This is a genomic window from Methylomonas sp. LL1, from assembly GCF_015711015.1.
Taxonomy (GTDB): Bacteria; Pseudomonadota; Gammaproteobacteria; order Methylococcales; family Methylomonadaceae; genus Methylomonas.
Genome location: NZ_CP064653.1, coordinates 2,086,535 through 2,113,269, shown reverse-complemented (window position 1 = coordinate 2,113,269; position 26,735 = coordinate 2,086,535). Strand labels below are relative to the sequence as shown.

Genomic DNA, 26,735 nt, shown 5'->3' with positions numbered 1-26,735 from the left:
TCTAGCCGTGATAATCAGGCGCGTCGCCCAGCGGTTTTTCAATGGCGCGTCGCCAATCGAATAACGTTGTGCCGGTGACGGGGTCGCTGTAGCGTTCAGCCAGATAAGCCCAACCGGATGCGGCGCTGTTGCCGCCGTATTTAGGATGGGCAAAAGCGCCGGTAAGGGTGTGGCGTCGCAATAGTTTCAGAAAAAAACGCGGGTCGGAATAGCGGGCATAATTCCAGCCCGGGACGACGCCCGATGCCATGTCGTTGTAAATATCGACAAACATGTCTCTCGGCATCGCCGCAATTTCGGTGACCGGGTTACGCATGCGTAGTACGTTGTCGATGATGTCGAGGCAAATATGATAATCATCCAGAAAATGCCGTTCCGAGCGGGCCAGCAGCTTGTCGATAAAATTGACGGCGCCGACGGATTGATCAAGGCGGTAAGCATGGGCAAATTGGGTGTTCTTGGCCGATCTATCCAGCGACTCATAAAAGCGAGTCAGAAAATTTTCGCCCTCGGCGGTGCGAAAAGGCAGAATATGGTCGGTCAACCGGTCCAGCAATACCATTTCCCAACGTTCGAAGGAAAGCGGGACGGTGCAGGATTCGGTGAAAAAGCGCGACCAAGTCTTACCGTTTTCCAGGGTGGCGGTTTGCGGATTGATGGGGTCCAGCCTGATGTTGCCATCCACCAGAAATTGGTAGTTATGCACCCGGCCCTTCGGAATGACCAGGGTCAAGGCATGGTAGCAGCTGTCTCCAACCCGGCTTAGCGGCAGCGGCTCGTATAAATTGGCAAAATCGCCGATTACAGCGACTTTGCCGACTGATTTGTCGAAGTCAGGATAAATAAAGGTCACCGCATTAAATCCGTATCCCACTTCAAAATCAATGCCATCGCTATAGCTGTCGATAATCGGGAAACGCCAGGATTCACAGATTTTTGCAGCCGGATCATTATCGGTAAACTGGCCGAAGTTATGCCGGGGATCGTCGTTACTTCTGGCTAGATACTTGGTGCAGTGATTGAAGACATATTGGCTTTCTTTGTTGATCGATATTGGTTTCATTGCAATATCCACGTTCTATAGAAAGGAGGGGCCGCTAGCGGCAAATGGCGGCGGATTCTTTGGGTTAGATTATAGAGCCTGTTCTGTGATCTAAGTCAAGAAAATAAAATTAAATTAAGCTAAATTGAAAAAATTTTGAGTGATGTTTTGTTGTGATGGCGGCAGTTTGCGTTGTCGGGCTTTTAACCGCACAGGGGTAAACGAATGAGGCTGCTTTGGAGAAAGTCGTGGAGGGTTATATTTGGGACGACTCGCGGTCATGGCCGGTCGGGTTTGATTTTCAAAATCTCGGCGGCTTGTCGGATAGGCAACTGCTTCAGTTCATCTAACTCCAGGCCGAAGCGGAGCTTGAACAAACTGCGTTGTTTGCCCGCCGGTAATTGCGACAGTATTTCAATGACTCGCTGATCGATGCGTTGCCGTAACCTTGCGGTTTGAGCGTCTTCTTCATGATCCGGATGGCCGACATTTTTGAATGCGGACTGTCGATGCGGATCTTGACCGGCGCCGCTGGATTGATTTCGCAATGTTTGTAAACGCGTGCTATTGATCAGATTTAGCTGAATCGGTCCGGAATGTAGTGGGGTGTTAGGTTTACTCATGATGTTGTTCCGAATATTCGCTAGTCGCGGGTTCGCCGGAGGAAGTGGGAAGCGAATCTGACGCGTGGTGTGTCGCCGGGTCATGAATTAAATTACGGATCACCACCGAGGCGCAGACTCCGCCGAATGCCGCCGGCAAATAGGAAATCGTGCCATAGGCGGATTTTTTGTAATTGCTGCCGTCGGTAAACATCAGCGAATCCTTGTTCACCACTTCCGGTGAAAACACCACTTTGACGCCGCGACTGATGCCATGTTTGCGTAGGCGTATCCGGATGAACTGGGCGAACGGGCAGTTATAAGTCTTGGAAATATCCACCACTTTTAAGTGGGTGGGATCGAGCTTGCCGCCGGCGCCCATCGAGCTGATGATTTTCATCTTGCGGGACTTGGCGGCGCGAATCAATGTAATTTTGGGCGTCAGGCTGTCGATGGCGTCGACCACGTAATCGTAATGCCGGCTCAACAGGTCATCGGCGCTATCGGGGGTGATGAATTCGTGCCTGATGGTCAGTTTTAAATCGGGGTTGATCGCTAATAAACGCTCGCCCATTACATCGGCTTTCGATTGCCCATGCGTGGTGGCCAGCGCCGGCAGTTGCCGATTACGGTTGCTGGGATCGACCACGTCGCCGTCGACGATGGTCATTTGGCCGACACCGGCCCGGCAGATGAATTCGGCGGCGAACGAACCGACCCCGCCCATGCCCACCACCAGTACATGCGATGCTTGTAGTTTGTCCAGTTTGGCCTTGCCGATCAGCAGTTCGGTGCGGGATAGCCAGCTTAAATCAGTCATTTAGAAATACTCTTTTAAAATTGCCGTGGATTTGTTCTTGCAGGGTTGCGATGTCAAGGCCGACAATTTTAGCCGCCGCGGCATAGATTGCACCAATTTGTGTATCCTCGGCGGCGTCGGTTTCCAGAAACAAACGATCGAGAGGCATCCTAGTTAGCACTTGGCCGGCCTTGCCGCGAGGATTTAGTAAGGCCCTGCCCAAGGACAGATAACAGCCTTGATTTATCAGCTGCTCGGCCAGCACCGGATTGGCGTTGAAACCGTGAATTATCCATGCCGGCCCTGCTTTACAGTTTTTTTTTATTTGAATCAATTCATTAAACGCCTTCACGCAATGAATGATCAGCGGCTTGCCGATATGTTCGGCGCATTCGATTTGCCGAGTAAATACTTCGATCTGTAGGCTCATCGGCGTGGCGATGCATTTATCCAATCCGCATTCGCCTATTGCCAGCAGCTTGGGGTTCTGGCTGGCGTTGGCCAAGGTTTGCAAAGCCAGATTCCTATCCTGACGTTCGATGAACCAGGGGTGGATGCCGAGACTAAAATACCGGCGGGATTCATGATCAACCAGTAAGGTTTTCGCGGCCGACTCGTTGTTGGATGGCGCGATGAGATCCGGTGATGGAGTCCATGGGCCAGCGGCAAATTCCATCGTATCCAGGCTGACGATTTGCACATGGCCGGCTGGTGTCTGCCGATGGCAATGAATATCGATCAGATTGCCATCAGGTGAAAGAATGTCGAATTCGTGCCGCATTCAGTCTCTAAGATTGCGGCGAAAAGTGAACCGAAGTCTGCACCGGAAGCAACTGCAATGGGTGCGGCCGGCGTAATTGGCTTCGGAACGGATTGAGTTTCATTTTACCAATGATCATGGCTTTGTCCCAGGGCAATCGCGCTATGTAGCACTTGCCCGATCCTATCGTTTAATATAGTGATTTGCCCCAAAACGCAGATGTTACCTGATCCAATGCCCTATTTGGCTAATCTTGAAGACCCGCGGCGCGAAACCAAAAACAAGCTGCACAACCTCGGCGATATTGTCATGATTGTATTGTGCGCGGTGTTGAGTGGCATTGAAGACTGGGTAGGCATGGAAGAGTTTGCCGAAGAAAAAGAAGATTGGCTTAGGACATTTCTGGCACTACCGAACGGCATTCCCTCGCACGATACCTTGAGCGATGTATTTGGGCGATTGAATCCCAAAGCCTTTGCGGATGCCTTTCAGTGTTGGGTGCGGGCGGCCTTGCCCAGCCTTTCGGGTCAGCAAGTTTGTTTGGATGGTAAAACCCTGCGCGGCAGTCGTGAAGGGGATAAAGCCGTGCATTTGATGAGTGCTTTTGCCGCTGAAGCGCGCTGGGTATTAGCGCAGCAAGCGGTCGGCGAAAAAACTAACGAAATCACGGCCATTCCGGATTTGTTGTCGATGTTGGATATTCAAGGCGCCTTGATCTCGATTGATGCCATGGGCTGCCAAAAAGCCATTACCCAAACCATCGTCGCGGCGCAAGCCGATTATGTGTTGGCTCTCAAGGATAATCACGCCTTGCTTTGCGAAGACGTTCGACTCTGGCTGGATACGGAAAATGCCCAAAGTCGATTACCCATCCATGAAACGATCGACAAAAGTCACGGGCGCATCGAAATACGCCGCTATAGCTTGAGTACCCAGATTGATTGGCTGACGCAAAAGCCAGACTGGGCCGGACTACAAGCCGTTGGAAGGGTTGAATCAACGCGCATCATCGGCGATAAAACCTCGGTCGAGCATCGTTACTATTTGTGCTCATTTACCGATTTGTCGCGCTTTGCCAAAGGTGTCCGACAACATTGGGCGATTGAAAACTCACAGCACTGGGTGTTGGATGTGCAATTTGGCGAAGACGCCAATCGAGCCAGAACTGATCATTCCGCCGAAAATCTGGCATTGATGCGACGGATGGCCTTGAATCTGCTCAGGAACAACGGTCCAACTAAAGATAGCTTGAAGCGCCGTAAACTGCGGGCCTGTCTAAACGACAACTATCGCTTCAAGTTACTTTTTGGGACAGAAGCTACATAGCGCGATTGCCCTGGGCTTTGTCCCAATTCTCAAAGAGCATAATCATACACAGATGAGTCGCCAACGCGACTATTGATCTAATACCGGTACGGCCCGTCGTTAAAATGATACGCCCCGGTAGCGCCACCTACTGTGCCCAAGGTGGCGCTATGCAATCATTCACGCCTATCGGCTGTCCAGCTTGTTCCCGCGGAGCCCGGATGCTGCCGGAAAGCGATTTTCCGTCCACGAAGATGGATGCTTCCGGCGCGGCCCCCTTATCACATTCATTAGTTACAAAGCATGTTTCAGTAGCGCTACCCCCACCCCAACAAAACCAATGGTCGTGACCACAAAGCTCAAGGCCGAATAAATTTTCCATTGGGTTTTATTCCAGAAATCGGGATCAAAAGCCGCAATCACGAAAACCGTCGGATTGGCAAAGCCGCCTATTGCCACGCACCAACAAGCAATAACCGGCAATTCGATGCCGACACCGTAAAAGCCTAAATTGAACAAGGCCATCAGTGCATAATCGACATGAGCCCTGATCATGGTTTTGTAGTCGACCAAAAACTTGCCATCGATACCTTCGATCGGAAACCAACGGGCAAATGTCATCAGCCAGGCTGATAGTATCAGTGCAGCCATGCAAGCGACTGCGCCTATTAATAAAACTTCCATAACGCCTCTTTATTATTGTTGGCTAAAAATAATGTACTGACCAAAAATAAACTTACTAGTCAGTAAGTTGTAATGTTACTTACCGCTCAGTATACTGTCAATCTGCTTTTATCTTACCGTTCAGAATGGAAAACAAGCCGCGAGACCGTATCCTGCAAGCCGCTTCCGAGCTTTTTTATAGTCAAGGCATCAAGGCCACGGGCGTCGATGCCATTGCCACGCTGGCGGGTTCCAATAAAATGACGCTGTATAAGCACTTTCCCTCCAAGGACGATTTGGTTCTTGCCTTTCTGCGCAAGCGGGACGCGGATTTCACTGCTTGGTTCGTTGATCGGGTCGAAAGCAAGGCGAATCAAGCCGAGGACAAACTGTTGGCGATTTTTGATGTGATCGGCGAATGGCTGGAAATTCCGGAGTATCGCGGTTGTGCCTTCATCAATGCGGCGGCGGAATTTCCGCTGGAAGGCAATCCGGTGCATCGGGTGTCGGCGGAGTTTTACGATCGATTTAGAGGCTATATCAGCGATCTGGCCGCACAGTGCGGTATTGCGGCGCCGGATAGTCTGGCGTTGCAATTGAGTCTGCTGGTCGAGGGCGCGATCGTTTCCGAGCAAATGCAGCGTCATTCCGGGGCGGCCGAACACGCCAAACGGGCCGCTAGCGTTTTGATAGCAAGCGGCTTGAGCGGCACACATTAATCAATAGTTGGAGTATACGATGACCGATTTTTACCACGAAGGCAGCCGACGGTTACAAGACCGTTTTGAAACCCGGCCACTGGCCGATCGTTTGGCGGAGGCCATCGTCAGTCCGCAAATCAGCCCGGAAGACAAAGCCTTTATCGAAGCGCAAAACATGTTCTTTCTGGCCACCGTCGATAGCGAGGGGCGCCCCGACTGTTCTTATAAAGGCGGCAGCGTCGGTCTGGTCAAAGTGTTGGACGAACAAACCCTGGCGTTTCCGCTCTACGACGGCAGCGGCATGTATTTGTCGGCGGGTAATGTGTTGGTCAGTCGCCACGTCAGCTTGTTGTTCGTCGATTTTCAACGCCAGGCCCGGTTGCGGGTCAACGGCGGCGCGTTTATTCAGGATGACGATCCGTTGTTGGCGGAATGGCCGGAAGCGCAGTTGATCGTGCGGGTACAAATACGGGAAATGTTTCCCAATTGTCCGCGTTATATTCATAAAATGATCTTGGAGGAAGAATCGGTATTCGTGCCGAAATCGCATTGCGAAACGCCGGCGCCGGCCTGGAAGCGTTTGGAGGTGGTCGCCGACGTGTTGCCGCCGCGCGACGCGCATCTAGCCGGCCACGAACAGGACGCGGCGGCGGCTTTGAATCGCGATTAGAAGGTTGTTGCCTATCGGGCGTTAAACCGATAAATAATGTTTTTCTGGATGTGTTTGCCTTTAGCTCGGATAATCTACCATTCCCTCCGAGCTTTAGCCGCGCCTGAACCGTCATGGATTATCGTTTCACCGATCTAGTCGACATCGAAGCCTTCCGCGGCATGTTGAAGTCGTTTTACCAAGCGACCGGCATTCTGCACGGGCTGGTCGATGCCGACAACAATATCATCAGCGCGATTGGCTGGCAGGAAGCCTGCACGGATTTTCATCGCACCAATCCTTGCAGCAACGCCCGTTGCCTGGAGAGTAATAACTACCTGAGCGAGCATCTCGGCGAGGGTTCCTTTGTCGGCTCCGCTTGCGGGAATGGTTTGATAGACTACGCCACCCCCATCGTCATCGAAGGCCGGCAGCTGGCAACGCTATACTTCGGCCAACTGCTGCACGAACCGCCAGACATGGAATTCTTCCGCCGCCAAGCTCAAGAATGCGGCTTCGACGAGGAGAGCTATCTGACGGCGATACGCAAGGTGCCAGTCGTCCCCAGGGAGCGTATCGAGCCTATCATGGCATTTTACGTGCAGCTGGCGCGGATGCTAGCCGAGAACGGACTTACCCGCCTGCGCCAACACGAAGCCGAACAGCGTTTGGCCGACTTGAATCGGGAACTCGCGCAACGCGTCGATCAGCGTACCGCCGAGTTGGCGGCGAAAAACAGCCAGCTTTCGGCCGAAGTCGCGGAACGGCAGTGGACCGAAGACGCCTTGCGCGCCAGTCAGACTCAACTGCAAGCCATTCTCGATTCCTCGCCGGTCGGCGTTGGTTGGTCGCGCGCCGACGGTAAAGTGGAATACATCAATCAAAAATTTACCGAACTGTTCGGCTACGAAATGGAGGACATTCCGACCGTTGAGGATTGGTACCGGCTCGCCTATCCGGATGAAAAGTTCCGCAACGAAGTTGTCGCTAACTGGGCTGGCAGAGTCGCGGCCGCCAGGGATGCCGGCACCAAGTCGCCGACGCTCGAAGCGCCCATTGTCTGTAAGGACGGCTCTATTCGCTATGTCATCATTACAGTGTCTTGGGTCGGAGGCCGGCGCTTGGTCAACTTTAGCGACATCACCGATCGCTGGCTCGCCGAGCAGCGCGACCATGAACGCAATTCGACACTGGAATTGATTGCCACCGGCGCTCCGTTGCAACAAATATTGAATGACATTGTTTGCGGCGTGGAAGCGGAAGACCACGGCATGATCTGCTCCATCCTGTTGCTGGATCGCGACGGCCGGCACCTGCGAACCGGCGCGGCGCCCAGCTTGCCGGATTTCTATAACCAAGCCGTCGACGGCTTGGAAATCGGCGATGGTGTCGGTTCCTGCGGGACTGCCGCATTTACCAAACAACGGGTCGTTGTCGCCGACATTAAGACTCATCCTTATTGGGCGCCATATACGGCGCTTGCGGCCCAAGCGGAACTCGAGTCTTGCTGGTCCGAGCCAGTCCTGTCTTCGAAAGGCCGGCTGTTAGGCACCTTCGCCATTTATCATCGCCAACCGCAAGAGCCCGATGACGGCGATCTCCAGCGTATCGGTTATGCCGCCAATCTCGCCAGCATCGCCATCGAGCACCATCAGGCCCAAGACGAACTCGAGCGACAGGCACACACCGATTTTCTCACCGAACTGGCCAATCGGCGCTATTTCATCGAGTTGGCGGAAGCGGAATTGGCTCGCGCCCTGCGCTACCGTAAACCGTTCTCGTTGTTGATGTTCGATATCGACCACTTCAAGGCGGTCAACGACAATCACGGCCACAAAACCGGCGACAGAGTGCTGCAACGATTCGCGGCCATACTGCGGCGTACCTTGCGCGAGGTCGATATTATCGGCCGCCTGGGCGGGGAGGAGTTCGCCGTGATTCTGCCGGAGACCGATGTTGGCGAGGCAAGGGAAGCCGCCGAGCGTTTGAGGTTGGCGGCCGCCGACACTATTATGCAATCCGAGGCCGGCGCGCTGCTGCGGGTCACCGTCTCGATCGGCGTCGCCCCGTTGACCGGCGAACCGACCGACATCGAAACGCTATTGAAACAGGCCGACGATGCACTTTATCTGGCCAAGAATAGCGGCCGCAATCAGGTCCGGATGGCATCCGAAACGGTATGGCATGCTCGGGCCAATATCTCTACCAATTATATGAAATTGGCTTGGCATGAGGACTATGAATGCGGCCATGCGCGGATCGACGAGCAACACCGCGCGCTGTTTCATCGCGCCAATGACCTGCTTGCGGCAATACTATCGGAATCGCCGGCGGATCGGGTGATAGCGATGATAGAGGGGTTGATGGCTGATATAAGCCAACATTTTAAAACCGAGGAAGCTATCTTCTCCGAGATTGACTTACCAGGCTCCAGGAAACACGCGGCCAGCCATCGGCAGCTTGCCGAGCGGGCCAATGTTCTGCTGAACCGCTTTCGCGAGGGTAGTCTGGCAATCGGCGAACTGTTTCAGTTTTTAGTTCACGAACTGATTGCCGAGCATATTCTAAAAGAGGATCGCGCATTTTTCCGTATCCGCGCCGATTCAGTCAAACCCAAGTCTCGATAAAGCGCCGGATAATCATATCAAGCCGAGGCATTCGAGAATCATGCCGCCTAAAGCTCCCAGGAATTGTCCTATCGTCGGGAGAACGTTGCGAAAGGCTTGGTTCTTCGAGCCGTTCATTGGTAAATGTTACGCGGAAGAAATTACAACCTTGTATTTCAGCGGGCCACGGTATAATGCTGCTTTATCTTCTTCAGCAGAAAGACAATGGCGCAATATATTTTCTCGATGAACCGGGTCGGCAAGGTAGTGCCGCCCAAAAAACATATCCTCAAAAATATTTCCCTGTCGTTTTTTCCGGGCGCCAAGATCGGCGTATTGGGTCTAAACGGCTCGGGTAAGTCGACGCTGCTGCGGATCATGGCCGGTATCGACACCGAAATCGAAGGTGAAGCGATTCCGCTAAAAGGTACCAAGATTGGCTATTTGCCGCAGGAGCCGCAGCTCGATCCCAACAAAACCGTGCGCGGCAATATCGAAGAAGCCGTCGCCGAAATCAAGGATGTGCTGGCTAGGCTCGACGCGGTGTACGCGGCTTATGCCGATCCCGAGGCCGATTTCGATGCGCTGGCCGCCGAGCAGGCCAAACTCGAAGACATTATCAATGCCTGCGACGGCCACAATCTGGAACGCACGCTGGAAGTCGCCGCCGACGCCTTGCGATTGCCGGATTGGGATGCCGACGTCACCAAATTGTCCGGCGGTGAAAAGCGCCGTGTCGCCCTATGCCGCCTGCTGCTGTCCAAACCCGACATGCTGCTGCTGGACGAACCGACCAACCATTTGGACGCCGAATCGGTAGCCTGGCTGGAACGTTTCCTGCACGATTATCCAGGTACCGTGGTGGCGGTGACTCACGACCGTTACTTCCTCGACAACGTCGCCGGCTGGATACTGGAACTGGACCGCGGCATGGGTATTCCGTGGGAAGGCAACTATTCGTCCTGGCTGGAGCAGAAGGAAAAACGTCTGGAACTGGAGGAGAAACAGGAGTCCTCCCGCCAGAAAGCCATGAAAGCCGAGCTGGAATGGGTGCGCTCCAATCAGAAAGGCCGCCATGCCAAGAGCAAGTCGCGTCTGGCCCGCTTCGAGGAATTGTCCTCGGTCGAGACTCAAAAACGTAACGAAACCCAGGAAATCTATATTCCACCCGGACCGCGCCTGGGCGATGTGGTGATTGAGGCCAATAACATCAGCAAAGGCTTCGGCGACCGGCTGTTGATCAATAATCTCGAATTCAAGCTGCCGCCGGGCGGCATCGTCGGCATCATCGGCCCCAACGGCGCCGGTAAGACCACGTTGTTCCGAATGATGGCCGGCGTCGAAAAACCCGATTCCGGCGAAATCATCATAGGCCAAACCGTACAGATGGCTTATGTCGATCAGTTGCGCGACGACATGGACGACAACAAGACGGTTTGGGAAGAAATCTCCGACGGTCTGGATATGATCACGGTCGGCAAGTACGAGACGCCATCGAGGGCTTATATCGGCCGCTTCAACTTCAAGGGCGGGGATCAACAAAAACGCATCGGCGAACTCTCCGGCGGCGAACGCAACCGCGTGCATCTGGCCAAGCTGTTGAAAAGCGGCGGCAACGTGTTGCTGCTCGACGAACCGACCAACGACCTGGACGTTGAGACCTTGCGAGCCCTGGAAGAAGCCTTGCTGGCATTCCCCGGTTGCGCGGTGGTGATCTCGCATGACCGCTGGTTCCTGGATAGGATTGCCACGCATATGTTGGCGTTCGAAGGCGATAGCGAGGTAGTATGGTTTGAAGGCAACTATGCCGATTACGAAGCCGACCGTCATCGCCGTTTGGGCACGGATGCCGACAATCCGCATCGGATTAAGTACAAAAAAATCGGCTAACGCGGTTGCCAAAGCCGCGAATAGTCACGCCCACGGATCAATTTTTTTTGAAACGTGGGTTTGCTTTTTCGCTATCTTGACCAAGCCGATATTGCGCTATCCGCAATGATTTAAATGTTTTAGTTTTTCCGGACTTTTTCGGGGAATTTTTTCGGCTTGGTTCAATCAATATCGATTCGGTTGGCATGGCAAATTCATACCGAATTTGGAGTAAATCGGGTTTTTACTTGAAAATTGATTAACCAGCCACAATCTTAATTTAGACTCGGTGGCTAATCCCCGGTTGCAGTGTGTTGAAATCAGCAGGTATAGCAGGTAATGTATAGCCGCAGCCTGAACAATAATAAGGAGAAAGAGGATGTCAAAAGCGCAAAACTTGCAGGACAGTTTTTTGAATGCCCTTAGAAAAGAGCATACCCCTGTGTCGATTTTTCTGGTCAACGGCATCAAATTGCAAGGCCGGGTGGATTCCTTCGATCAATACGTGGTGATGTTGAAAAATACCGTCAATCAAATGGTTTATAAGCATGCGATATCCACCATCGTGCCCAGCAAAAATGTCACCATGCATCGCGATACCGATACCAGTGACGATAATTAAGAGGTTATTGTTTGTTTGAACGTCCTGATGCGGGTGAGCGAGCCATTCTCGTTCACCTGAATTTGCAAGTCGGGCAAGAAGACCTCGACGAGCTGAAAGAACTTACCAAGTCGGCTGGCGCACAGCCTATCCATGTTGTCACCGGCAGTCGCCATCGGCCCGATCCCAAATACTTCGTCGGTATAGGCAAGCTAGATGAGTTGAAATCGGCCATTGCCGAGCATGAAGCGGATATCGTCATCGTCAACCATCCTTTATCACCCAGCCAGGAGCGCAATCTGGAAAAAGCCCTGGAAGTGCGGGTAGTGGACAGAAACGGCCTGATTCTGGATATTTTTGCCCAGCGCGCGCAAACCTTCGAAGGCAAGTTGCAAGTCGAGCTGGCTCAGCTCAAGCATTTGTCGACCCGTTTGATTCGCGGCTGGACTCATTTGGAAAGGCAGAAAGGTGGCATCGGCTTGCGCGGCCCGGGCGAGACCCAGTTGGAAACCGACCGCCGCTTACTGGCCGTGCGGATCAAACAGATCCAGCAACGGCTGGAAAAAGTTCAAAAGCAGCGCCATCAAGGCCGCGGCAAGCGCAAAAAGGCCGAAATTCCGGCAGTATCCTTGGTGGGCTACACCAATGCGGGTAAGTCGACCTTGTTCAATACGCTGACCGGCGCCGACATTTATGTGGCCGATCAATTATTCGCCACCTTGGATCCTACTTTACGGCATCTGCCTTTAGGCAATAGCGGCGAGGTCATTCTGGCGGACACGGTTGGGTTCATCAGGCATTTGCCGCACGAATTGGTGGCGGCGTTTCGCTCGACCTTGCAGGAAGCCAGTGAAGCCGACCTATTGCTGCATGTGATCGATGCGCACGCCGAAGATAGGGACGATACCATCTTTCAGGTCAATCAAGTGTTGGAGGATATTGATGCCGGCAAAATACCGCAACTGAGGGTGTTCAATAAAATCGATTTACTGGAAGGCGTCTCTCCGCATATCGATTACGATGCCGGCGGTAAGCCGGTCAGTGTCTGGATTTGCGCGCAAACAGGAGACGGTTGCGAATTGTTACAGCAAGCCTTGACTGAATTTTTCCTCGGCAGCAAGGTCATCAGAAAGTGCTATTTGTCCGCCGATCAAGCCGGCCTGAAAGCCAAATGGTTTGGTTTGGTGCGATTTATCGATGAAAGCGTCAATGACCATGGTGATTGCGAGTTGACGATAGAAATCGATAAAAAACATCTAGGATTGCTGAAGGACATCAAGGCCGAAGAAGTGGCCTAATTGCGCTTTGAATCAGGGCAGGCAACCTAGTTAATTGCCCGGAAATCGAGAATTTACGATAGAATGGCCGACTTTGTCGCGCTGTAAGGCAGGGCGGTGTTTGCGCCTTGGCAAACGAGTTAGAGTTTACAATCCAATTGGAGTGTTTGGTATGTCCTGGAATGAGCCCGGTGGTGATAAAAAAGACCCCTGGAGTGGTCGAAATGATAAAAACAGTCCGCCCGATCTGGACGAAGTGATTCGTTCATTACAGGATAAATTGGGCGGTATTTTTGGCGGCGGTTCCGGAGGCGGTTCGTCCGACGGTTCTGCGATGAGAGCCGTGGGTTATCTGGCGGTCGGCGCCGTGGTTCTGTGGAGTTTAAGCGGATTCTATACCGTGGACGAGGGCACGCGCGGCGTGGTTACCCGGTTCGGTGCCTATGTCGATACCACCACGCCCGGCCTGAACTGGCATATCCCGGCGCCGATCGAGCAAGTGCAAGTGATCAATGTCGAACAGCAACGCTTTATCGAAGTCGGTTATCGTTCCGGTAGTGGGCAGGCCATGGGTTCGGTGCCCAAGGAAGCCATGATGTTGACCAAGGATGAGAATATCGTCGACGTGCGTCTGGCCGTGCAATATCAGGTCAAGGATGCAAAGGATTATGCGTTCAATGTGCTGGATCCCAATTCCACCTTGAAACAAGTTACCGAGAGCGTCGAGCGCGGCGTGATAGGCGCAAGCAACATGGACTTCGTGTTGACCGAGGGCCGCAGCGACATCGTGTTGGCGATCAAATCGGAGATTCAATCCGTGATGGATGCCTATAAAACCGGGATTTTGGTGACCAGTGTCAACTTGCAGGATGCGCAGCCGCCCGAGCAAGTACAAGGCGCGTTCGAGGATGCCATCAGAGCCCGCGAAGACAAGCAGCGTCTGATCAACGAAGCAGAGGCCTATTCCAACGACGTGGTGCCGAAAGCCCGTGGCGCGGCCTCGCGTATTGTGCAGGAATCCGAAGGTTACAAGGAAAAAGTCATTGCTCAAGCCAATGGTGATGTCAGCCGGTTTGCTCAATTAATGACCGAATACAAAAAAGCCCCGGCGGTGACCAAGCAACGCATGTATATCGAAGCGATGGAATCGGTATTGGAGCGCTCCAACAATGTGTTGGTTGACGTCAAGGGGGGGAATAACATCATGTATTTACCGTTGGACAAGCTGACCAATCGAGCGGCAGATGAGGCGCCGGTTGCTCCGGTCAATCACGAACCCGCGTCGGTTGTCGCGCCGCCCGCCAAAGAATTGAAGACCGATAGCCGTGCTTCAAGCCGTGAACGCGATGTGAGAGGACGCTGAGATGGGAAATAAAATAGTAGTCGCCGTTGGCGCAGTGATAATCGTGTTAGCCATGTCGGTGTTTACCGTTGCCGAGACCGAGCGGGCCATCAAGTTTCAGCTGGGTGAAATCGTCGGCGTGGATTTCAAGCCGGGCATACATTTCAAATTACCGTTTATCAACAACGTCAAGAAGTTCGATGCGCGCATCCTGACCATGGATTCAACCCCCGAACGCTTCCTGACCGCGGAGAAGAAAAACGTCATCGTGGATTCGTTCGTCAAATGGCGGATCGCCGATGTCAAAACCTTTTATACCTCGGTGGCTGGCGATGCCAATCAAGCCAATATCCGCTTGGATCAGATCATCAAGGATGCCTTCCGTAGCGAATTCAGCAAGCGCGAGATCAAGCAGCTGGTTTCCACCGACCGTAGCGCTATCCGCGAGGCATTGATCACCAATGTTTCACCGCATGCGCTGAAGCTGGGCATCAATATCGTCGATGTTCAGGTTAAACGCATCGACTTGCCGAACGAAGTCAGTACTTCGGTGTATCAGCGGATGGAAGCCGAGCGGGCGCGAGTAGCCCGCGAGTTTCGCTCGCAAGGTTCCGAAGCCGCCGAGCGGATCAGGGCCGATGCCGACAAGCAGCGCGAGATCATTCTGGCGAATGCCTACCGCGATTCCGAAGTATTACGCGGTGGCGGCGATGCCAAGGCGGCCGAAATTTTTGCCAAAACCTATAGCGAAGACACCGATTTTTATGCGTTCTACCGCAGCATGATTGCGTATAAACAAAGCCTGGGTAAATCCGGCAATATCATGGTGCTGGAACCCGATTCGGATTTCTTCAAATTCTTCAAGCAGCAGAAATAAGTCATATCATTCGACACGCAGTTTAAAAACGCTCCGCTCCGTGGGGCGTTTTCTGCGATTGGGACAGAGAAAATGCAAAAAAAAGACTCCTGGTTGTTACCGGAAGGCATTACCGAAGTGTTGCCGGAGCAGGCCGCTTATCTGGAGCGCCTGCGCCGCAACCTGCTCGATACTTTCGATTGTTGGGGTTACCAACTGGTGATTCCACCGTTCGTGGATTTTCTGGATTCGCTACTGACCGGCTCCGGGCACGATCTGGATTTGCAAACCTTCAAGCTCACCGACCAGCTCAGCGGTGAAATGTTGGGTGTGCGGGCCGACATGACGCCGCAAGTCGCCCGGATCGATGCGCATAATCTGAAACATGAATGGCCGACTCGTCTGTGCTATGTCGGTACCACCTTGCATACCTTGGGCGATCCGCTGGAAAAAACCCGCAGCCCGATGCAAATCGGCGCCGAGCTCTACGGCCATGCCGGGATCGAAAGCGATTACGAAGTGATTCAATTGATGCTGGAAATGTTGGCCATCAGTGGCGTACAAAACGTGCATCTGGACATGGGTCATGTCGGTATTTACCGGACGCTGGTGGAACAGGCCGGTTTGAATCAACAGCAAGAAGCCGAATTGTTCGATGTGTTGCAACGCAAGGCACGAACCGAACTGAGCGAATTGGTGGAAGGATTTGCGATTGGCGATAATTTTAAGTCTATTTTCAATGCCTTGCCGAAATTGAACGGCGGGGTCGAGGTCTTGACTAAAGCCGCGACATTGCTGGGCGCCGGTAACGGCGGCATCGAAACCGCATTACAAGATCTACAAAATATTGCCGGTAAATTGCAGCGCGATTATCCGTCGTTGACCGTCAGTTTCGATTTGGCCGAGCTGCGCGGTTATCACTATCACACCGGCATGGTTTTTGCCGCTTTCGTACCCTCGGTGGGTCGGGAAATAGCCCGCGGTGGACGTTATGACAATATCGGCGCCGTGTTCGGCCGGGCCAGACCCGCGACCGGTTTTAGCGCGGATTTGAAAGTTCTGGTTTCGTTGTTGGATGGCAAGTCCGATACCGAAAGGCAAAGCGTTTTTGCGCCGGCGCTGGACGACCACGATTTATCTGAAACAATCAGGGATTTACGCGCGTCAGGTGTGCGAGTGATACGGCAATTACCCGAACAACAAGGCGAGGCCGAACATCTGGCATGTAATGCCGTACTCGAAAAGCAAGGTCAACAGTGGCTTGTCAAACCATTGGTTAGTCGTTAAAGCATTCATTTAAGGTTGGAAAATATATGGGAAAAAATGTTGTTGTGATCGGCACGCAATGGGGTGACGAAGGCAAGGGTAAATTGGTCGATCTGCTGACCGAACAGGCAGCGGCCGTGGTACGTTTTCAAGGTGGTCACAACGCCGGCCACACGCTGGTCATTAATGGCGAAAAAACCGTATTACACCTGATTCCATCGGGCGTGTTGCGCGAAGGCGTGCAATGCATGATAGGCAACGGCGTCGTGCTGTGTCCGGAAGCCTTGATGAAGGAAATCGGTATTCTGGAAAAATCCGGCGTTCCGGTCAGGAATCGCCTGAAGATCAGCGAAGCCTGCGCCTTGATTTTGCCGGTGCATGTCGCCATCGATCAGGCCAGGGAGAAAGCCCGTGGCAGCAAAGCCATCGGCACGACGGGGCGCGGCATAGGCCCGGCTTATGAAGACAAGGTGGCCAGACGCGGCTTGCGGGCCGGCGATTTGCGTAACGGCGAAGAGTTCGCCAAACGCCTGAAGGAATTGGTCGAATACCACAACTTCATGCTGGTGAATTATTATCGGGCCGAGCCGGTCGATTATGACCAAATCCTGAAAAATACGCTGGCATTGGGCGAGCAGATCAAGCCTATGCTGACCGATGTTGGCGAGGAATTGCATGCTTTTCAGCAACAAGGTTGCAATATTTTGTTCGAGGGCGCGCAAGGCGCCTTGCTCGACATCGATCACGGGACTTATCCGTATGTGACTTCATCCAACACGACCGCGGGTGGCGCGGCCACCGGCGCCGGAGTTGGCCCCTTGGACATCGATTATGTGCTGGGTATCACCAAGGCTTATTCCACCCGGGTTGGAAATGGGCCTTTCCCGACCGAGCTGGATGACGGTTACGGCGAGCACTTGGGTGTCAAGGGTCATGAATTCGGCGCAACCACCGGCCGTAAACGCCGTTGCGGCTGGTTCGACGCGGTCTCGATGCGCAAGTCCGCGCAATTGAATAGCCTGAGCGGTATCTGCCTGACCAAGTTGGATGTGCTGGACGGCATGGATAAAATCGGCATTTGCACCGCGTATAAAATCAATGGGCAAGTCACCGAAATCGCTCCGTTGGGAGCCGATCAGTACGAAGCTTGCGAAGCGGTCATTGAGGAAATGCCGGGCTGGCCCGGCACCACGGCCGGCATTACCGAGTTTGAACAGTTGCCGGAAAATGCCAGGGCTTATATCGCCCGCATTGAGGCGTTAGTGGGGGTGAAGGTCACTATATTGTCTACCGGTCCGGATCGTAACGAAACCATCGTCCTGGAAAGTCCGTTCGCTTAAAGGCAGTCGATTAAGTTGGCTTATTATGCCGCGGTTTGGGGAAGGCAATCCCAATCGCGGCGTTATGAAAATCTCGGTACTCGTTTTCGATCACCGACGCAGTGCCATTTTCTGTATCGGCTCCGCCGATGCAACAGACTTAATCATACATCCGCCTTTTCAGGCTTTAACTCTAGCTTTTTTTCGGATTTCCCAGTGGTAGATCACGTGAAAGCGCCAGAACAGCTTCATGCCAAAATAGCCTAGACCGGAACAGATGATGCCCAATACTAGGCAGCCGAACAAAAACGGACCGCCAATATCGGCCATGCTGGAGAATACCGTATCCAGTGAAAAATCGCCGTCGAAATGAGGCGTGTCCAATAGCCAGATGCCTAGCCTATAGGCAAAATAAAATAAAGGCGGCATGGTGATGGGGTTGGTAATCCAGACCAGCGCCACCGAAACCGGTAGATTGGCGCGTACATACAGCGCCGCAGCAGCAGCCATGGCCATTTGGGTCGGGGTTGGCACCCAAGCAAAAAACAATCCAACCGCAAAAGCCAGCGACACCGAGCGCCGGTTCAAATGCCATAAATTAGGGTCGTGCAAGCGATCACCCAAAAAACGCAGGCTTTTGATGGATTTGATTTTTTCCGGATCGGGGAAGTACTTTTTTATTATTTTTTTTGGCATTTCGTTACCCAGCTAAAGGTCAACATCATCTTGGCCTCGGATTCTAACAGGTTTTATTGGGCCGTTATTCGGGCTGCCGCGTTATTTTTGCTCCAGCGCATCACCCATCGCCTTGGCTTCCGCGCTGAATTTCTCCAGTTGCGCGCGGTATTTTTCTTGTTCCTTGTTGGCGCTCTCGGCAATCAATTGATTGTCGGTGTTGGCTTCCTTGATCAGGCACTCGAAGTAGGTTCTGGATTGTTGTTGCCAGTCGTTGAAGGCTAGGATACTTTTGTTGAAGGCTTCGATATTGCTATTATCCATCATCGGCGCTTGCGGTACGTTGCCGCAACCGGTGGGCGACCATTTGCCGTTACTGAGTGAACCGGCATTAGCGGGGGTCGTTGCGCCGATAATGCCGGCAGTGATGATCAATAGGGCATTTTTCATGGACAATCTCCTGATGGTTCAAAATTATGGGTTATTTATGCCAGCTGCAAGCAAGGTAAGCAAGTGTTAGCGCGGTCTATTTTTAACGTCCGCCCACCATGCGGCGAGTGAGCCGAGGGCGGCTAACAACAGCGGATAAAGGACTCGCCCGGCTTGGTTAGCGTAGTAAAATCCGCGTTGCCACAAAAGGCGGCTTGTGGAGCGTAACGGCGTGATCAAATCCAGCGGTCTATCGCGGATCAATCCCTTGCGGGATAACCAGTGGCAGACTCCGCTCAGCCAGAGTGTTAGCGGCATCAGGCCCATGATAAACCAGATCGGACGGCTGTTGGCGCCGAAGGCTTCACCGGTATGTAATGGCCATTGCCAGGTGGTAAAGGTCTGTCCGGCGGAAAACTGGCTGGGATTATTCACGCCACGAATCTGACCGCTCCAACGATCCACCCAGACCGTGGTAAACGGGTGGTGTTGATTCAGTTCTTGGCGCTGGCGTAGATTGATGCGATAAGTACCCAAATCACCGGTCGGGGTGGTAATCCTCCGCACTTCCGAGCTGGGAAACAGGCCTCGCGCTATCAACACCGCTTCGGCAATGCCGACGGGCCTATCATTGGGTATTGCGGTGCTGCGGATATTCGGACCTTCGTCGCCGTGGCCCATGCCGGCCGAAGCCGTCAGACTTTCCAGCAGTTTGGGATAGGCTAGATGAAAACCGGTAAAGGCCAGCAACAGTAAAAATAGGGCGCTCAACAAGCCCAGCAGGCGGTGCAAATCCATCAGAAAACGCATCAGGCCGGCATCCTGGCGTATTTTAAACGCTTGAGTCAGCCTAGCCCGCCCCGGCCACCATAAATACAAACCGCTGGCGACCGAAATCGACAATAACACGGCCAGAATCGCAACCAAGTTACGGCCGCTGTTTTCCAGTTGTAAATGGGTATGCATATCCAACAGCCAAGTGCCTAGGGTTTGTCCCCAGAATCGGCTGCCGACGACTTCGCCGGTGTAGGGATTTACCGCCACCATCAACGGTGCGTAAAACTTGTCGACGCTTTCGCGCGGTTTTTCGAACCAAGCGGTGATCGTGCCTTGTTCGGAACGCGGTAATTCCAAGGTCCAGGCTCCATGTCGGTTTGGATGGGCCTTGCGAATCTGGGTCAAAATCTTGTCCAGCGATAATACTGGGCCTTGCGTGGGAGCTATCACCAGTTCCGGATTCAACAACGAGTCGATTTCCTCCCGGTAAATACTCAGGCTACCGCTGAGCCCGATTAACCCAAACAACAAACCAAAAACCAGGGCCAAATATAGATGGCATTGGAGCCAAACGCTCCGGGTAAACAAACGGCGATAGTCGAAAAACATGAAGGAAAAAATATGGATAGCAATGCCAAGTATCAGCGGGATTTTAACGCCAGTTTACAGGGGAGATACACGATCGGCAAAATCCTTGCCAAGTTAGTGGATTTGGCGAATGGCTTGGACAGGACAAACTGATGAGCGTAGGCGTTTTGGCTTTTGTGATCGGTATCGGGCTGGTTCAACAATGGTCCAGATTACCCAGTCTTTCGGAATGGGGGGTATTAGTGTTGATGGCGGCGTGGCTGTTGTATCGGCGCGCGCGGCTGGGCTGGATTTTGTTGCTGGGTATGCTGTGGGCGGGCGTTTATGCTGAATGGCGGGTGACGGATAGGTTGGCCGATGGCTTGCAAGGTCGGGATGTACGGGTGCGCGGCTATGTCTCTACTTTGCCGAAACAGCAGGACAACAGGGTTAGCTTTGATTTTATCGTGACTCGGGCTGACGAGAGTGTGCCCGCCAAGTTACGTTTGAACTGGTACGAGCCGGGGATGTCGATCAAGGCCGGCCAGGCATGGGAGCTGACGGTCAGGTTGAAACAACCGCATGGCTTGAGTAATCCGGGCGGCTTTGACTACGAAGCCTGGTTATTTGCCAATCATATAGGCGCCACGGGTTATGTTAGACCCCTGCCGCTTGCCCGGCCAATTGATCCGCCTTTCGCGTTTTTACGCTATGTGGCCTCGGTCCGGCAGAGTTTGTCCGATAGGCTGGATCAGGCCTTGCCCGAGGGTACTCAACTTGGGGTGATCAAGGCCTTGACCCTGGGTAGTCAGGATTTGATCAGCCGGCGGCAATGGGATGTGTATAGGGCGACCGGCATCGTGCATTTGATGGTGATTTCCGGCTCCCATATCAGTTTGATTGCCGGGTTGGTCTATTTCGGCATCCGCCGTGTATGGGCTTGGGTCGGAGGGCTAACGCTATCGCCGCAGAATGTCGCGGCCGTGATGGCCTGGTGGGTGTCTATTGGTTATGTGGCGCTGGCCGGTTTTTCTATTCCGACTCAGCGTGCAATGCTGATGTTGACGGTGGGTTTGTACGCGATTGTCCGCCAGCGCAATACCGCGCCTGTTCGGGTATTGATGCTAGCCTTGCTGGCCGTGGTGTTGTTCGATCCGCTGGCCGTGTTGGCGGTGGGATTTTGGTTGTCATTCGCGGCGGTGGCTGTGTTGATTTATATATCGTCGGGCAGGCTGGGTCGGGAAAGCTATTGGCGCAAAGTATCGAAGCTGCATTTTGCGATGGCGGTGGGGCTGGCGCCGCTGTTAATCTTGTTTTTCCAGCAGACTTCCTTGATTTCACCATTGGCTAACTGGATAGCCGTGCCCGTGATCGGTTTACTGGTCACGCCGGCAGCGTTATTGGCGGCCGGCGTAGCGCTGTTTTCCGTGGACGGTGCCGCTTTGCTGTTATGGCCGATCGACAGGTTGTTGCAGTGTCTGGAATGGCTCTTATGGCAAATGGCGGCCTGGCCGCTGGCAACCGTGGCTTGTCCGCACCCGCCTTGGTATGCGCTTGGGTTTGCCGCTGTCGGCGTCTTATTGCTGCTGGCGCCCAAGGGTATGCCTGCCCGCTATTTGAGTCCCGTTTTGTTTGCGCCGCTGATTTTCGTTGCCGGCGACAGGCCGAAGCCGGGCCAGTTTTGGTTGACACTGCTGGATGTGGGGCAGGGGCTGGCCGCCGTGGTGCGGACCGAACACCACACGCTGGTGTTCGACACCGGCGCAAGGTATTCGGAGCAAGCGGACATGGGCGAATCGGTGATTCTGCCGTATTGCCGTTATCAAGGCATAAATACTATCGATACCTTGGTGATCAGTCATGGCGATAACGATCATAGCGGGGGCGCGGCCGCGCTGATGGCTGGCATACCGGTAGGGGGTGTTTACAGCAGCGTGGCGCAATGGGCGGAGCAGGACGGAGGCCGCTACTGCAAAGCCGGCCAGACTTGGCAATGGGATGGCGTCGATTTCAAGGTGCTTTGGCCGGGCGACAGTTTATCGGATGACGGTAATGACAATTCCTGCGTGATTAAAGTCGGCAACGCCAGGTTCAATCTGCTGCTGACGGGCGACATCGGGCAAACGGTAGAAAGCCGATTGGTCGAGCAATATGGCCAAGAACTGGCTAGCTCGATATTGATTGCGCCGCATCACGGCAGCAAGACTTCGTCCAGCAGCCGGTTTTTAAAGCAGGTTGACCCGCAACTGGTGTTGATCTCCTCGGGTTACCTGAACCGCTTCGGATTTCCGCATCGTCAGGTCATGCAGCGTTATCGCAAGCGCAAAATTAGGAGTTTTAACAGCGCCGAAGATGGTGCCATCAGCGTAAAAACCAACGTTGAGTCATGGCAGATCGAATTGTGGCGGCAAAGCCGGAAAAAATATTGGATGATTGGCGACTCGCACTGGTAGCGAATGTGCTTCTCAAGCGCTTGATGCGATAAACCAGACCCCATTGTTGCCAAGCCGATTGATCGGTCGGCTTAAATTGTAGAATGCCGATACAAGGTGTAACATGGAAACGAAGAGTGGATGTTGACGTTAGACGCTGCAATTGCTAAAGGACAGCTACCATGGCCGGTCGGCGGAGTATATTCCAGCCGGACTTCGCTGTTTGCGGCAACCGGATGTAATGCGCGGATTGTTGATCTTGATCCACTATCCAGTACGGGAAACAGAAGGCCTGCCGTGATTCATATCGTTACCGGTTTATGTTAAGCAACATCAAAAAAAGCAAACGCCGCCGCCATATTCGCTATGCAATAGAAATCGAGGCCACATTACGATTTAATGATTCGGTCTCGTTTCCCTGTTTCATTCTGGATTTTTGTGACGGTGGTTTTTACCTCGGCTTTAAACAAGCGGACCTCCAAATTCCGCCGGTTAAAGCGGCCAGAATCCAATTCTCTATTAATACTGGTTACGCGCCGGAAAACTTCGAAATCGACGCCAAAATAGTCCATGTCACGTCTACCGGCCTAGGGGTCGAATTTGAACACATGCCGGATGCTTTACTGAATGCCTTAATCAAGGCAGTGGATAACGGCACCAAAATCCTGCTGCGGGATAAACGTAGGTCGTCGCCCAATACAATAAAACAGCAGAATTCCAAAAATGCATTGAAAAAAATATTGGTCGATCAATTGCCTTCACTGATGATGCGTTTTTATGTGTATATCGTTGAAGACTTGGAAAACGCCAACGAACACGCTCAATATTTTGCCAACCGTTCCGCGTTCGACGATTTCATCACAACCCTAAAGCAGGGCCGGGAATCCGTCATCAGCGAATTTTGTAGTTTGGTGGTTTCACAGGTCGATTATATTTCCGAGTCTGAAGATAAAAAGGAAGATATTCTCAGCGTTGACATGCCTCTGTCGCTGGTTGATAAGGAGGATTTTGAAGACTGGTTGAATATGTCGGAGATCGTCAGAGCGCTATCCAACCATTTTGAAGATCAAATCAATCAATTGATCAGGGCGTTAAGCCGGGTGTTCGGCCTATCGACATTCACGGTCAATAATCCCATTAGTCCGGCGGTATTATGTAATTGTTTTCGTGAAATCATACTGCGGCAAGAGTTTGACGCCAACCTTTATAAAGTTGTTTACCGTTGTTTCGGTAAAACACTGTTCAACAGCTTGATTAACTTGTATGAGCAAGTCGAATCGGTTTTATCCAAGCAGGAATCCGCTGAAAAAACACGGCAACCATTGCCTACGGAATCGGATAAAAACACGTATAAACCCCAAGATTTACCGCCCGAAAACCAAAATATTAGAATCCAGGGTAACCGGCATTTACCGGAGCAACAGGCGCATGAGCCGGATTATTCGGAGCGGAATAACAGGCCGCCTGTCACGCAAATCGCCGGAAAATTGCTCGATATATTGAATGAAATGGATACCAGTTCCCTGGAGCTGATCAAGAAGAGTTTGTCGAATGATAAGGCGCTGGTGTCAGCTTCATCCTATCCGGCGATTTCATCCGATCAGATTGTCGCGGCTATTTCAAATATACAACATGCGATGGGTGACGGCGGGCCTATCCATCTGGATTCGACCGCGCTGCAAAAGCAATTACAGGATAATTTGGAAAGTCTAGGCAATAAAGCAAACCTACTCTCTAGTGATGATATTCGGCATCTGGAAATATATGGTAAGTTTTTTGAAACCCTATTCAATGATTTGGCATTCTCGGTCGAAATTAAATCCTATTTGGACAGTATTCACTTGTCGCTACTGTCCTTGCCGTTTCAGGGTAGCGATTTTTTAGAGTCGGATAGCCATCCGGCTAGAAAGATATTGAATCAGCTGGCTTTTTTGGATCCCATGGTAAAAAGCAATCGGGTCATCAAGAATATCAATATCAAAAATACCCTGGATAAAATTATTTCGCGCATAGCGCGGGAATCTAATGCAAACCCCAATATATTTACCGAGGTCGGGCAAGAATTGGATGGGCTGACCCAGCAGGTTAGCAAATCGATAGACTCGAATATCAAACATATTGTCGAAGTTTATGATGGCCGGCAAAAACTGGAAATGGCGCGCTGCTCGGTACAGAATGAAGTCGATAAGCGTATTGCCGGCAAAGCCGTTCCCACCGTCATTCCGGCTTTGTTGAAGGCCGGTTGGCAACATCTGTTGGTGATGGCTGAACTGAATAAAGACACAAAACCGGACGAATATCGAAAATATTGGAAGGCACTCGATGACTTGTTTTTTTGGCTGTACGAGCAGGATTCGGTGGTTAAAATCCAGTCCGGCAGCATCCAAAAGACCATCGAGTTTTTCGGGGAGAATTTGGTTTCGGTTTGTACCAGTGTCACGGAACGTAAAACAATTATCGAGGAATTGACGGCCTTGTTGTTGGGCGTGGGTACGCCGAAAGTCAGAAGTCCGGTTAGAACGGTCAAAATTCCGCCGCTCAATTCGAATGAACGAACGCTGACCGAGTTATCCGATGGTAGTTGGGCTCAGGTCGAACAATTACAGGTCGGCGACTGGCTGATGATGCTGTCCGGCCCCCAAGGCTTCGAGCCGATGAAACTGGTGTGGAAGGGGACTTTTCTACGGGTTTACGTTTTCGTTAATCGTGATGGCTTGAATAAGATGGAGCTTAATAATATCGAACTGGCCGAGCGTTTCCGCAGTGGCGCGGCCAATAAAATGGATAATCTGGATATTCCGGTGGTGGATCGCGCCACCAATATCATGTTGCAGAATATGCATGAAAAGTTGGTTCACAATGCGACTCACGACCACGAAACCGATCTCTTTACCAAGGATGAATTCGTCAAGCAACTGAGAAACGAACTGCCTAAACTGAGTAATTCGCAGCACATGCTATGTCACATGGAAGTATTGGATTTTCGAGTGATAACCAGTATTTGCGGGCTAGTCGGCGGCGCGCAACTGATAAAACGTATATCGCGGATCATCGTCGAGCAATTAAAAACCGATAATATCGCCGCTCGGATTGGAGATCAGTCTTTTGCCGTGTTATTCAAGCACTGTAGCGCCGATGAAGGTTATCAATTCTGCAAACAATTGATAAAGCTGATTAATGACTCACATTTTGAATGGCTGGAAAAGAGTTTTCCGATTGGTGTCAGCTTGGGCTTGGTCGCATTTGGAGATAATTGTTACGATATTCATCAATTACTTCAGCAAGCCGACACCGCCAGCCTGTCGGCCGAGCATTCCGGACCGAATCATGTGTTGATGTTTAACTCCGATGACGAGAGTTTGAAACGGCAAAATAAATTGTATGAATGGATAGGGCATATCGATAATGTGTTATCCCAAAATCGGTTATTTATTCGTTGTCAGAGGATTGCGCCGGTCGATCAAACCAGACAGACTCATCAACATTATGAAATTTTGCTCGGGGTAAGAGACGACGCCGATAATATCATTCCTCCCGATCATTTCATTCCGGCGGTTGAGCGCTGCAAACGGATGCCGGAAATCGATGAATGGATCATCAGAAATGTATTCATTTGGATAGAGCAAAATAGGCAGGATTTTATTAATATGGACGGATTCTCGATCAACCTGTCCGGACAATCGATTAATAGTGAAGAATTTTTGGAGTTTTTGAGGGATTTTCTAGCCTCCTCGACTATACCGCTCGACAAAATTACCTTTGAAATCACCGAAACGGTGGCGGCCGAAAGCTTGGCTTTTACCAAACGTTTTATCCAGGCCATCAAGCAGTTTGGCTGTAAATTCTCGCTGGATGATTTCGGCTCGGGTTATTCGTCCTATTCTTATTTGAAAAACCTGAGCGTTGATTATCTAAAAATTGACGGCGCTTTTGTTAAAGATATTGCCAATAACAAAGCCGACATTGCCATCGTAAAATCCATGAACGAAATTGCCCATTCCTTGGGTTTGAAAACCATAGCCGAATATGTCGAGAACAATGAAATTCGAGAGATTCTCCGGCAGATTGGCGTCGATTACGTTCAAGGCTACGGTATTCAAAAACCGATCTTCCTAACCGATCTGGTTATTGAAGCGCCCGCAAGCGAAGCTTTTTATTTTGAAGATAATGCGTTTTGGGAGATCTGACATGACGCTAA

General features: G+C 52.1%; 21 protein-coding genes. 13 read left to right on the top strand and 8 right to left on the bottom strand.

Features of this window, described 5'->3' with window-relative positions:
* Position 1: 1 nt before the first annotated feature.
* From IVG45_RS09840 to IVG45_RS09825, 4 genes are all read right to left on the bottom strand, one after another.
* The gene (locus tag IVG45_RS09840; RefSeq protein WP_196437640.1) at positions 2-1,063 is read right to left on the bottom strand and encodes a gluconate 2-dehydrogenase subunit 3 family protein; all 1,062 of its coding nucleotides are present in this window, start codon (positions 1,061-1,063) and stop codon (positions 2-4) included.
* 257 nt (positions 1,064-1,320) lie between these two features.
* Entirely contained in the window at positions 1,321-1,665 is a 345-nt protein-coding gene (locus IVG45_RS09835) for a sigma-70 family RNA polymerase sigma factor (RefSeq protein WP_196437639.1), read from the bottom strand.
* Positions 1,658-2,464: a tRNA threonylcarbamoyladenosine dehydratase gene (locus IVG45_RS09830; RefSeq protein ID WP_230874826.1), complete on the bottom strand. Its 807-nt coding sequence runs from the start codon at positions 2,462-2,464 to the stop codon at positions 1,658-1,660. Before IVG45_RS09830 ends, IVG45_RS09835 begins: the two co-directional genes overlap by 8 nt.
* Complete coding sequence (locus tag IVG45_RS09825; RefSeq protein ID WP_196437638.1) at positions 2,457-3,224, bottom strand: TatD family hydrolase; 768 nt, start codon at positions 3,222-3,224, stop codon at positions 2,457-2,459. The genes IVG45_RS09830 and IVG45_RS09825 overlap by 8 nt, the downstream gene beginning before the upstream one ends.
* A 198-nt stretch (positions 3,225-3,422) precedes the next feature.
* On the opposite strand from IVG45_RS09825, the gene IVG45_RS09820 reads away from it, so the two are divergent.
* On the top strand, positions 3,423-4,529 hold the full coding sequence (locus tag IVG45_RS09820) for an ISAs1 family transposase (protein ID WP_196437637.1): 1,107 nt from the start codon (positions 3,423-3,425) through the stop codon (positions 4,527-4,529).
* A gap of 273 nt (positions 4,530-4,802) precedes the next feature.
* Here the strand turns inward: IVG45_RS09820 and IVG45_RS09815 are convergent, their stop codons facing one another.
* Positions 4,803-5,159: a hypothetical protein gene (locus tag IVG45_RS09815; RefSeq protein WP_330165391.1), complete on the bottom strand. Its 357-nt coding sequence runs from the start codon at positions 5,157-5,159 to the stop codon at positions 4,803-4,805.
* A 158-nt stretch (positions 5,160-5,317) separates the two neighbouring features.
* On the opposite strand from IVG45_RS09815, the gene IVG45_RS09810 reads away from it, so the two are divergent.
* From IVG45_RS09810 to IVG45_RS09765, 10 genes are all read left to right on the top strand, one after another.
* Positions 5,318-5,890, top strand: a complete 573-nt coding sequence (locus IVG45_RS09810; RefSeq protein ID WP_196437635.1) for a TetR/AcrR family transcriptional regulator — start codon at positions 5,318-5,320, stop codon at positions 5,888-5,890.
* Positions 5,891-5,909: 19 nt separating this feature from the next.
* Positions 5,910-6,542, top strand: coding sequence for a pyridoxamine 5'-phosphate oxidase family protein (locus IVG45_RS09805; protein WP_196437634.1), 633 nt, complete (start codon positions 5,910-5,912; stop codon positions 6,540-6,542).
* A gap of 113 nt (positions 6,543-6,655) precedes the next feature.
* A complete protein-coding gene (locus IVG45_RS09800; RefSeq protein ID WP_196437633.1) occupies positions 6,656-9,148 on the top strand; it encodes a diguanylate cyclase in 2,493 nt (830 codons plus the stop codon).
* A gap of 204 nt (positions 9,149-9,352) precedes the next feature.
* The gene (ettA, locus tag IVG45_RS09795) at positions 9,353-11,017 is read left to right on the top strand and encodes an energy-dependent translational throttle protein EttA (protein WP_196437632.1); all 1,665 of its coding nucleotides are present in this window, start codon (positions 9,353-9,355) and stop codon (positions 11,015-11,017) included.
* A gap of 358 nt (positions 11,018-11,375) precedes the next feature.
* The gene (gene hfq / locus IVG45_RS09790; RefSeq protein ID WP_196437631.1) at positions 11,376-11,618 is read left to right on the top strand and encodes an RNA chaperone Hfq; all 243 of its coding nucleotides are present in this window, start codon (positions 11,376-11,378) and stop codon (positions 11,616-11,618) included.
* 11 nt (positions 11,619-11,629) lie between these two features.
* Complete coding sequence (gene hflX, locus IVG45_RS09785; RefSeq protein WP_196437630.1) at positions 11,630-12,895, top strand: ribosome rescue GTPase HflX; 1,266 nt, start codon at positions 11,630-11,632, stop codon at positions 12,893-12,895.
* A 151-nt stretch (positions 12,896-13,046) separates the two neighbouring features.
* Positions 13,047-14,237: an FtsH protease activity modulator HflK gene (gene hflK / locus IVG45_RS09780; protein WP_196437629.1), complete on the top strand. Its 1,191-nt coding sequence runs from the start codon at positions 13,047-13,049 to the stop codon at positions 14,235-14,237.
* Between the two features lies 1 nt (position 14,238).
* The gene (gene hflC / locus IVG45_RS09775) at positions 14,239-15,093 is read left to right on the top strand and encodes a protease modulator HflC (RefSeq protein WP_196437628.1); all 855 of its coding nucleotides are present in this window, start codon (positions 14,239-14,241) and stop codon (positions 15,091-15,093) included.
* Between the two features lie 72 nt (positions 15,094-15,165).
* Positions 15,166-16,359, top strand: coding sequence for an ATP phosphoribosyltransferase regulatory subunit (locus IVG45_RS09770; protein WP_196437627.1), 1,194 nt, complete (start codon positions 15,166-15,168; stop codon positions 16,357-16,359).
* Between the two features lie 26 nt (positions 16,360-16,385).
* Positions 16,386-17,678 (top strand): adenylosuccinate synthase, encoded by a 1,293-nt coding sequence (locus IVG45_RS09765; RefSeq protein ID WP_196437626.1) that lies wholly within the window; start codon positions 16,386-16,388, stop codon positions 17,676-17,678.
* 159 nt (positions 17,679-17,837) lie between these two features.
* Here the strand turns inward: IVG45_RS09765 and IVG45_RS09760 are convergent, their stop codons facing one another.
* The 3 genes from IVG45_RS09760 to IVG45_RS09750 all read right to left on the bottom strand — a co-directional run bounded on the left by IVG45_RS09760 (position 17,838) and on the right by IVG45_RS09750 (position 20,066).
* Positions 17,838-18,353: a DUF2062 domain-containing protein gene (locus IVG45_RS09760; protein ID WP_196437625.1), complete on the bottom strand. Its 516-nt coding sequence runs from the start codon at positions 18,351-18,353 to the stop codon at positions 17,838-17,840.
* 81 nt (positions 18,354-18,434) lie between these two features.
* Entirely contained in the window at positions 18,435-18,782 is a 348-nt protein-coding gene (locus tag IVG45_RS09755; protein WP_196437624.1) for a hypothetical protein, read from the bottom strand.
* Between the two features lie 66 nt (positions 18,783-18,848).
* A complete protein-coding gene (locus IVG45_RS09750) occupies positions 18,849-20,066 on the bottom strand; it encodes a PepSY-associated TM helix domain-containing protein (protein WP_230874825.1) in 1,218 nt (405 codons plus the stop codon).
* A gap of 212 nt (positions 20,067-20,278) precedes the next feature.
* On the opposite strand from IVG45_RS09750, the gene IVG45_RS09745 reads away from it, so the two are divergent.
* Positions 20,279-22,558, top strand: coding sequence for a DNA internalization-related competence protein ComEC/Rec2 (locus tag IVG45_RS09745; RefSeq protein WP_196437622.1), 2,280 nt, complete (start codon positions 20,279-20,281; stop codon positions 22,556-22,558).
* A 299-nt stretch (positions 22,559-22,857) separates the two neighbouring features.
* The gene (locus tag IVG45_RS09740; protein WP_196437621.1) at positions 22,858-26,724 is read left to right on the top strand and encodes a DUF1631 family protein; all 3,867 of its coding nucleotides are present in this window, start codon (positions 22,858-22,860) and stop codon (positions 26,722-26,724) included.
* Positions 26,725-26,735 lie beyond the last annotated feature (11 nt).

What these genes read in the sequence shown, in the direction of transcription:
- hflK (WP_196437629.1), top strand. Translation starts at nt 13,047, where the DNA reads ATGTCCTGGAATGAGCCCGGTGGTGATAAAAAAGACCCCTGGAGTGGT.
- IVG45_RS09835 (WP_196437639.1), bottom strand. Translation starts at nt 1,665, where the DNA reads ATGAGTAAACCTAACACCCCACTACATTCCGGACCGATTCAGCTAAAT.
- IVG45_RS09815 (WP_330165391.1), bottom strand. Translation starts at nt 5,159, where the DNA reads ATGGCTGCACTGATACTATCAGCCTGGCTGATGACATTTGCCCGTTGG.
- IVG45_RS09830 (WP_230874826.1), bottom strand. Translation starts at nt 2,464, where the DNA reads ATGACTGATTTAAGCTGGCTATCCCGCACCGAACTGCTGATCGGCAAG.
- IVG45_RS09810 (WP_196437635.1), top strand. Translation starts at nt 5,318, where the DNA reads ATGGAAAACAAGCCGCGAGACCGTATCCTGCAAGCCGCTTCCGAGCTT.
- IVG45_RS09820 (WP_196437637.1), top strand. Translation starts at nt 3,423, where the DNA reads ATGTTACCTGATCCAATGCCCTATTTGGCTAATCTTGAAGACCCGCGG.
- IVG45_RS09740 (WP_196437621.1), top strand. Translation starts at nt 22,858, where the DNA reads ATGTTAAGCAACATCAAAAAAAGCAAACGCCGCCGCCATATTCGCTAT.
- IVG45_RS09755 (WP_196437624.1), bottom strand. Translation starts at nt 18,782, where the DNA reads ATGAAAAATGCCCTATTGATCATCACTGCCGGCATTATCGGCGCAACG.
- IVG45_RS09805 (WP_196437634.1), top strand. Translation starts at nt 5,910, where the DNA reads ATGACCGATTTTTACCACGAAGGCAGCCGACGGTTACAAGACCGTTTT.
- IVG45_RS09745 (WP_196437622.1), top strand. Translation starts at nt 20,279, where the DNA reads ATGAGCGTAGGCGTTTTGGCTTTTGTGATCGGTATCGGGCTGGTTCAA.
- IVG45_RS09840 (WP_196437640.1), bottom strand. Translation starts at nt 1,063, where the DNA reads ATGAAACCAATATCGATCAACAAAGAAAGCCAATATGTCTTCAATCAC.
- IVG45_RS09770 (WP_196437627.1), top strand. Translation starts at nt 15,166, where the DNA reads ATGCAAAAAAAAGACTCCTGGTTGTTACCGGAAGGCATTACCGAAGTG.
- IVG45_RS09825 (WP_196437638.1), bottom strand. Translation starts at nt 3,224, where the DNA reads ATGCGGCACGAATTCGACATTCTTTCACCTGATGGCAATCTGATCGAT.
- hfq (WP_196437631.1), top strand. Translation starts at nt 11,376, where the DNA reads ATGTCAAAAGCGCAAAACTTGCAGGACAGTTTTTTGAATGCCCTTAGA.
- IVG45_RS09800 (WP_196437633.1), top strand. Translation starts at nt 6,656, where the DNA reads ATGGATTATCGTTTCACCGATCTAGTCGACATCGAAGCCTTCCGCGGC.
- ettA (WP_196437632.1), top strand. Translation starts at nt 9,353, where the DNA reads ATGGCGCAATATATTTTCTCGATGAACCGGGTCGGCAAGGTAGTGCCG.
- IVG45_RS09765 (WP_196437626.1), top strand. Translation starts at nt 16,386, where the DNA reads ATGGGAAAAAATGTTGTTGTGATCGGCACGCAATGGGGTGACGAAGGC.
- hflC (WP_196437628.1), top strand. Translation starts at nt 14,239, where the DNA reads ATGGGAAATAAAATAGTAGTCGCCGTTGGCGCAGTGATAATCGTGTTA.
- IVG45_RS09760 (WP_196437625.1), bottom strand. Translation starts at nt 18,353, where the DNA reads ATGCCAAAAAAAATAATAAAAAAGTACTTCCCCGATCCGGAAAAAATC.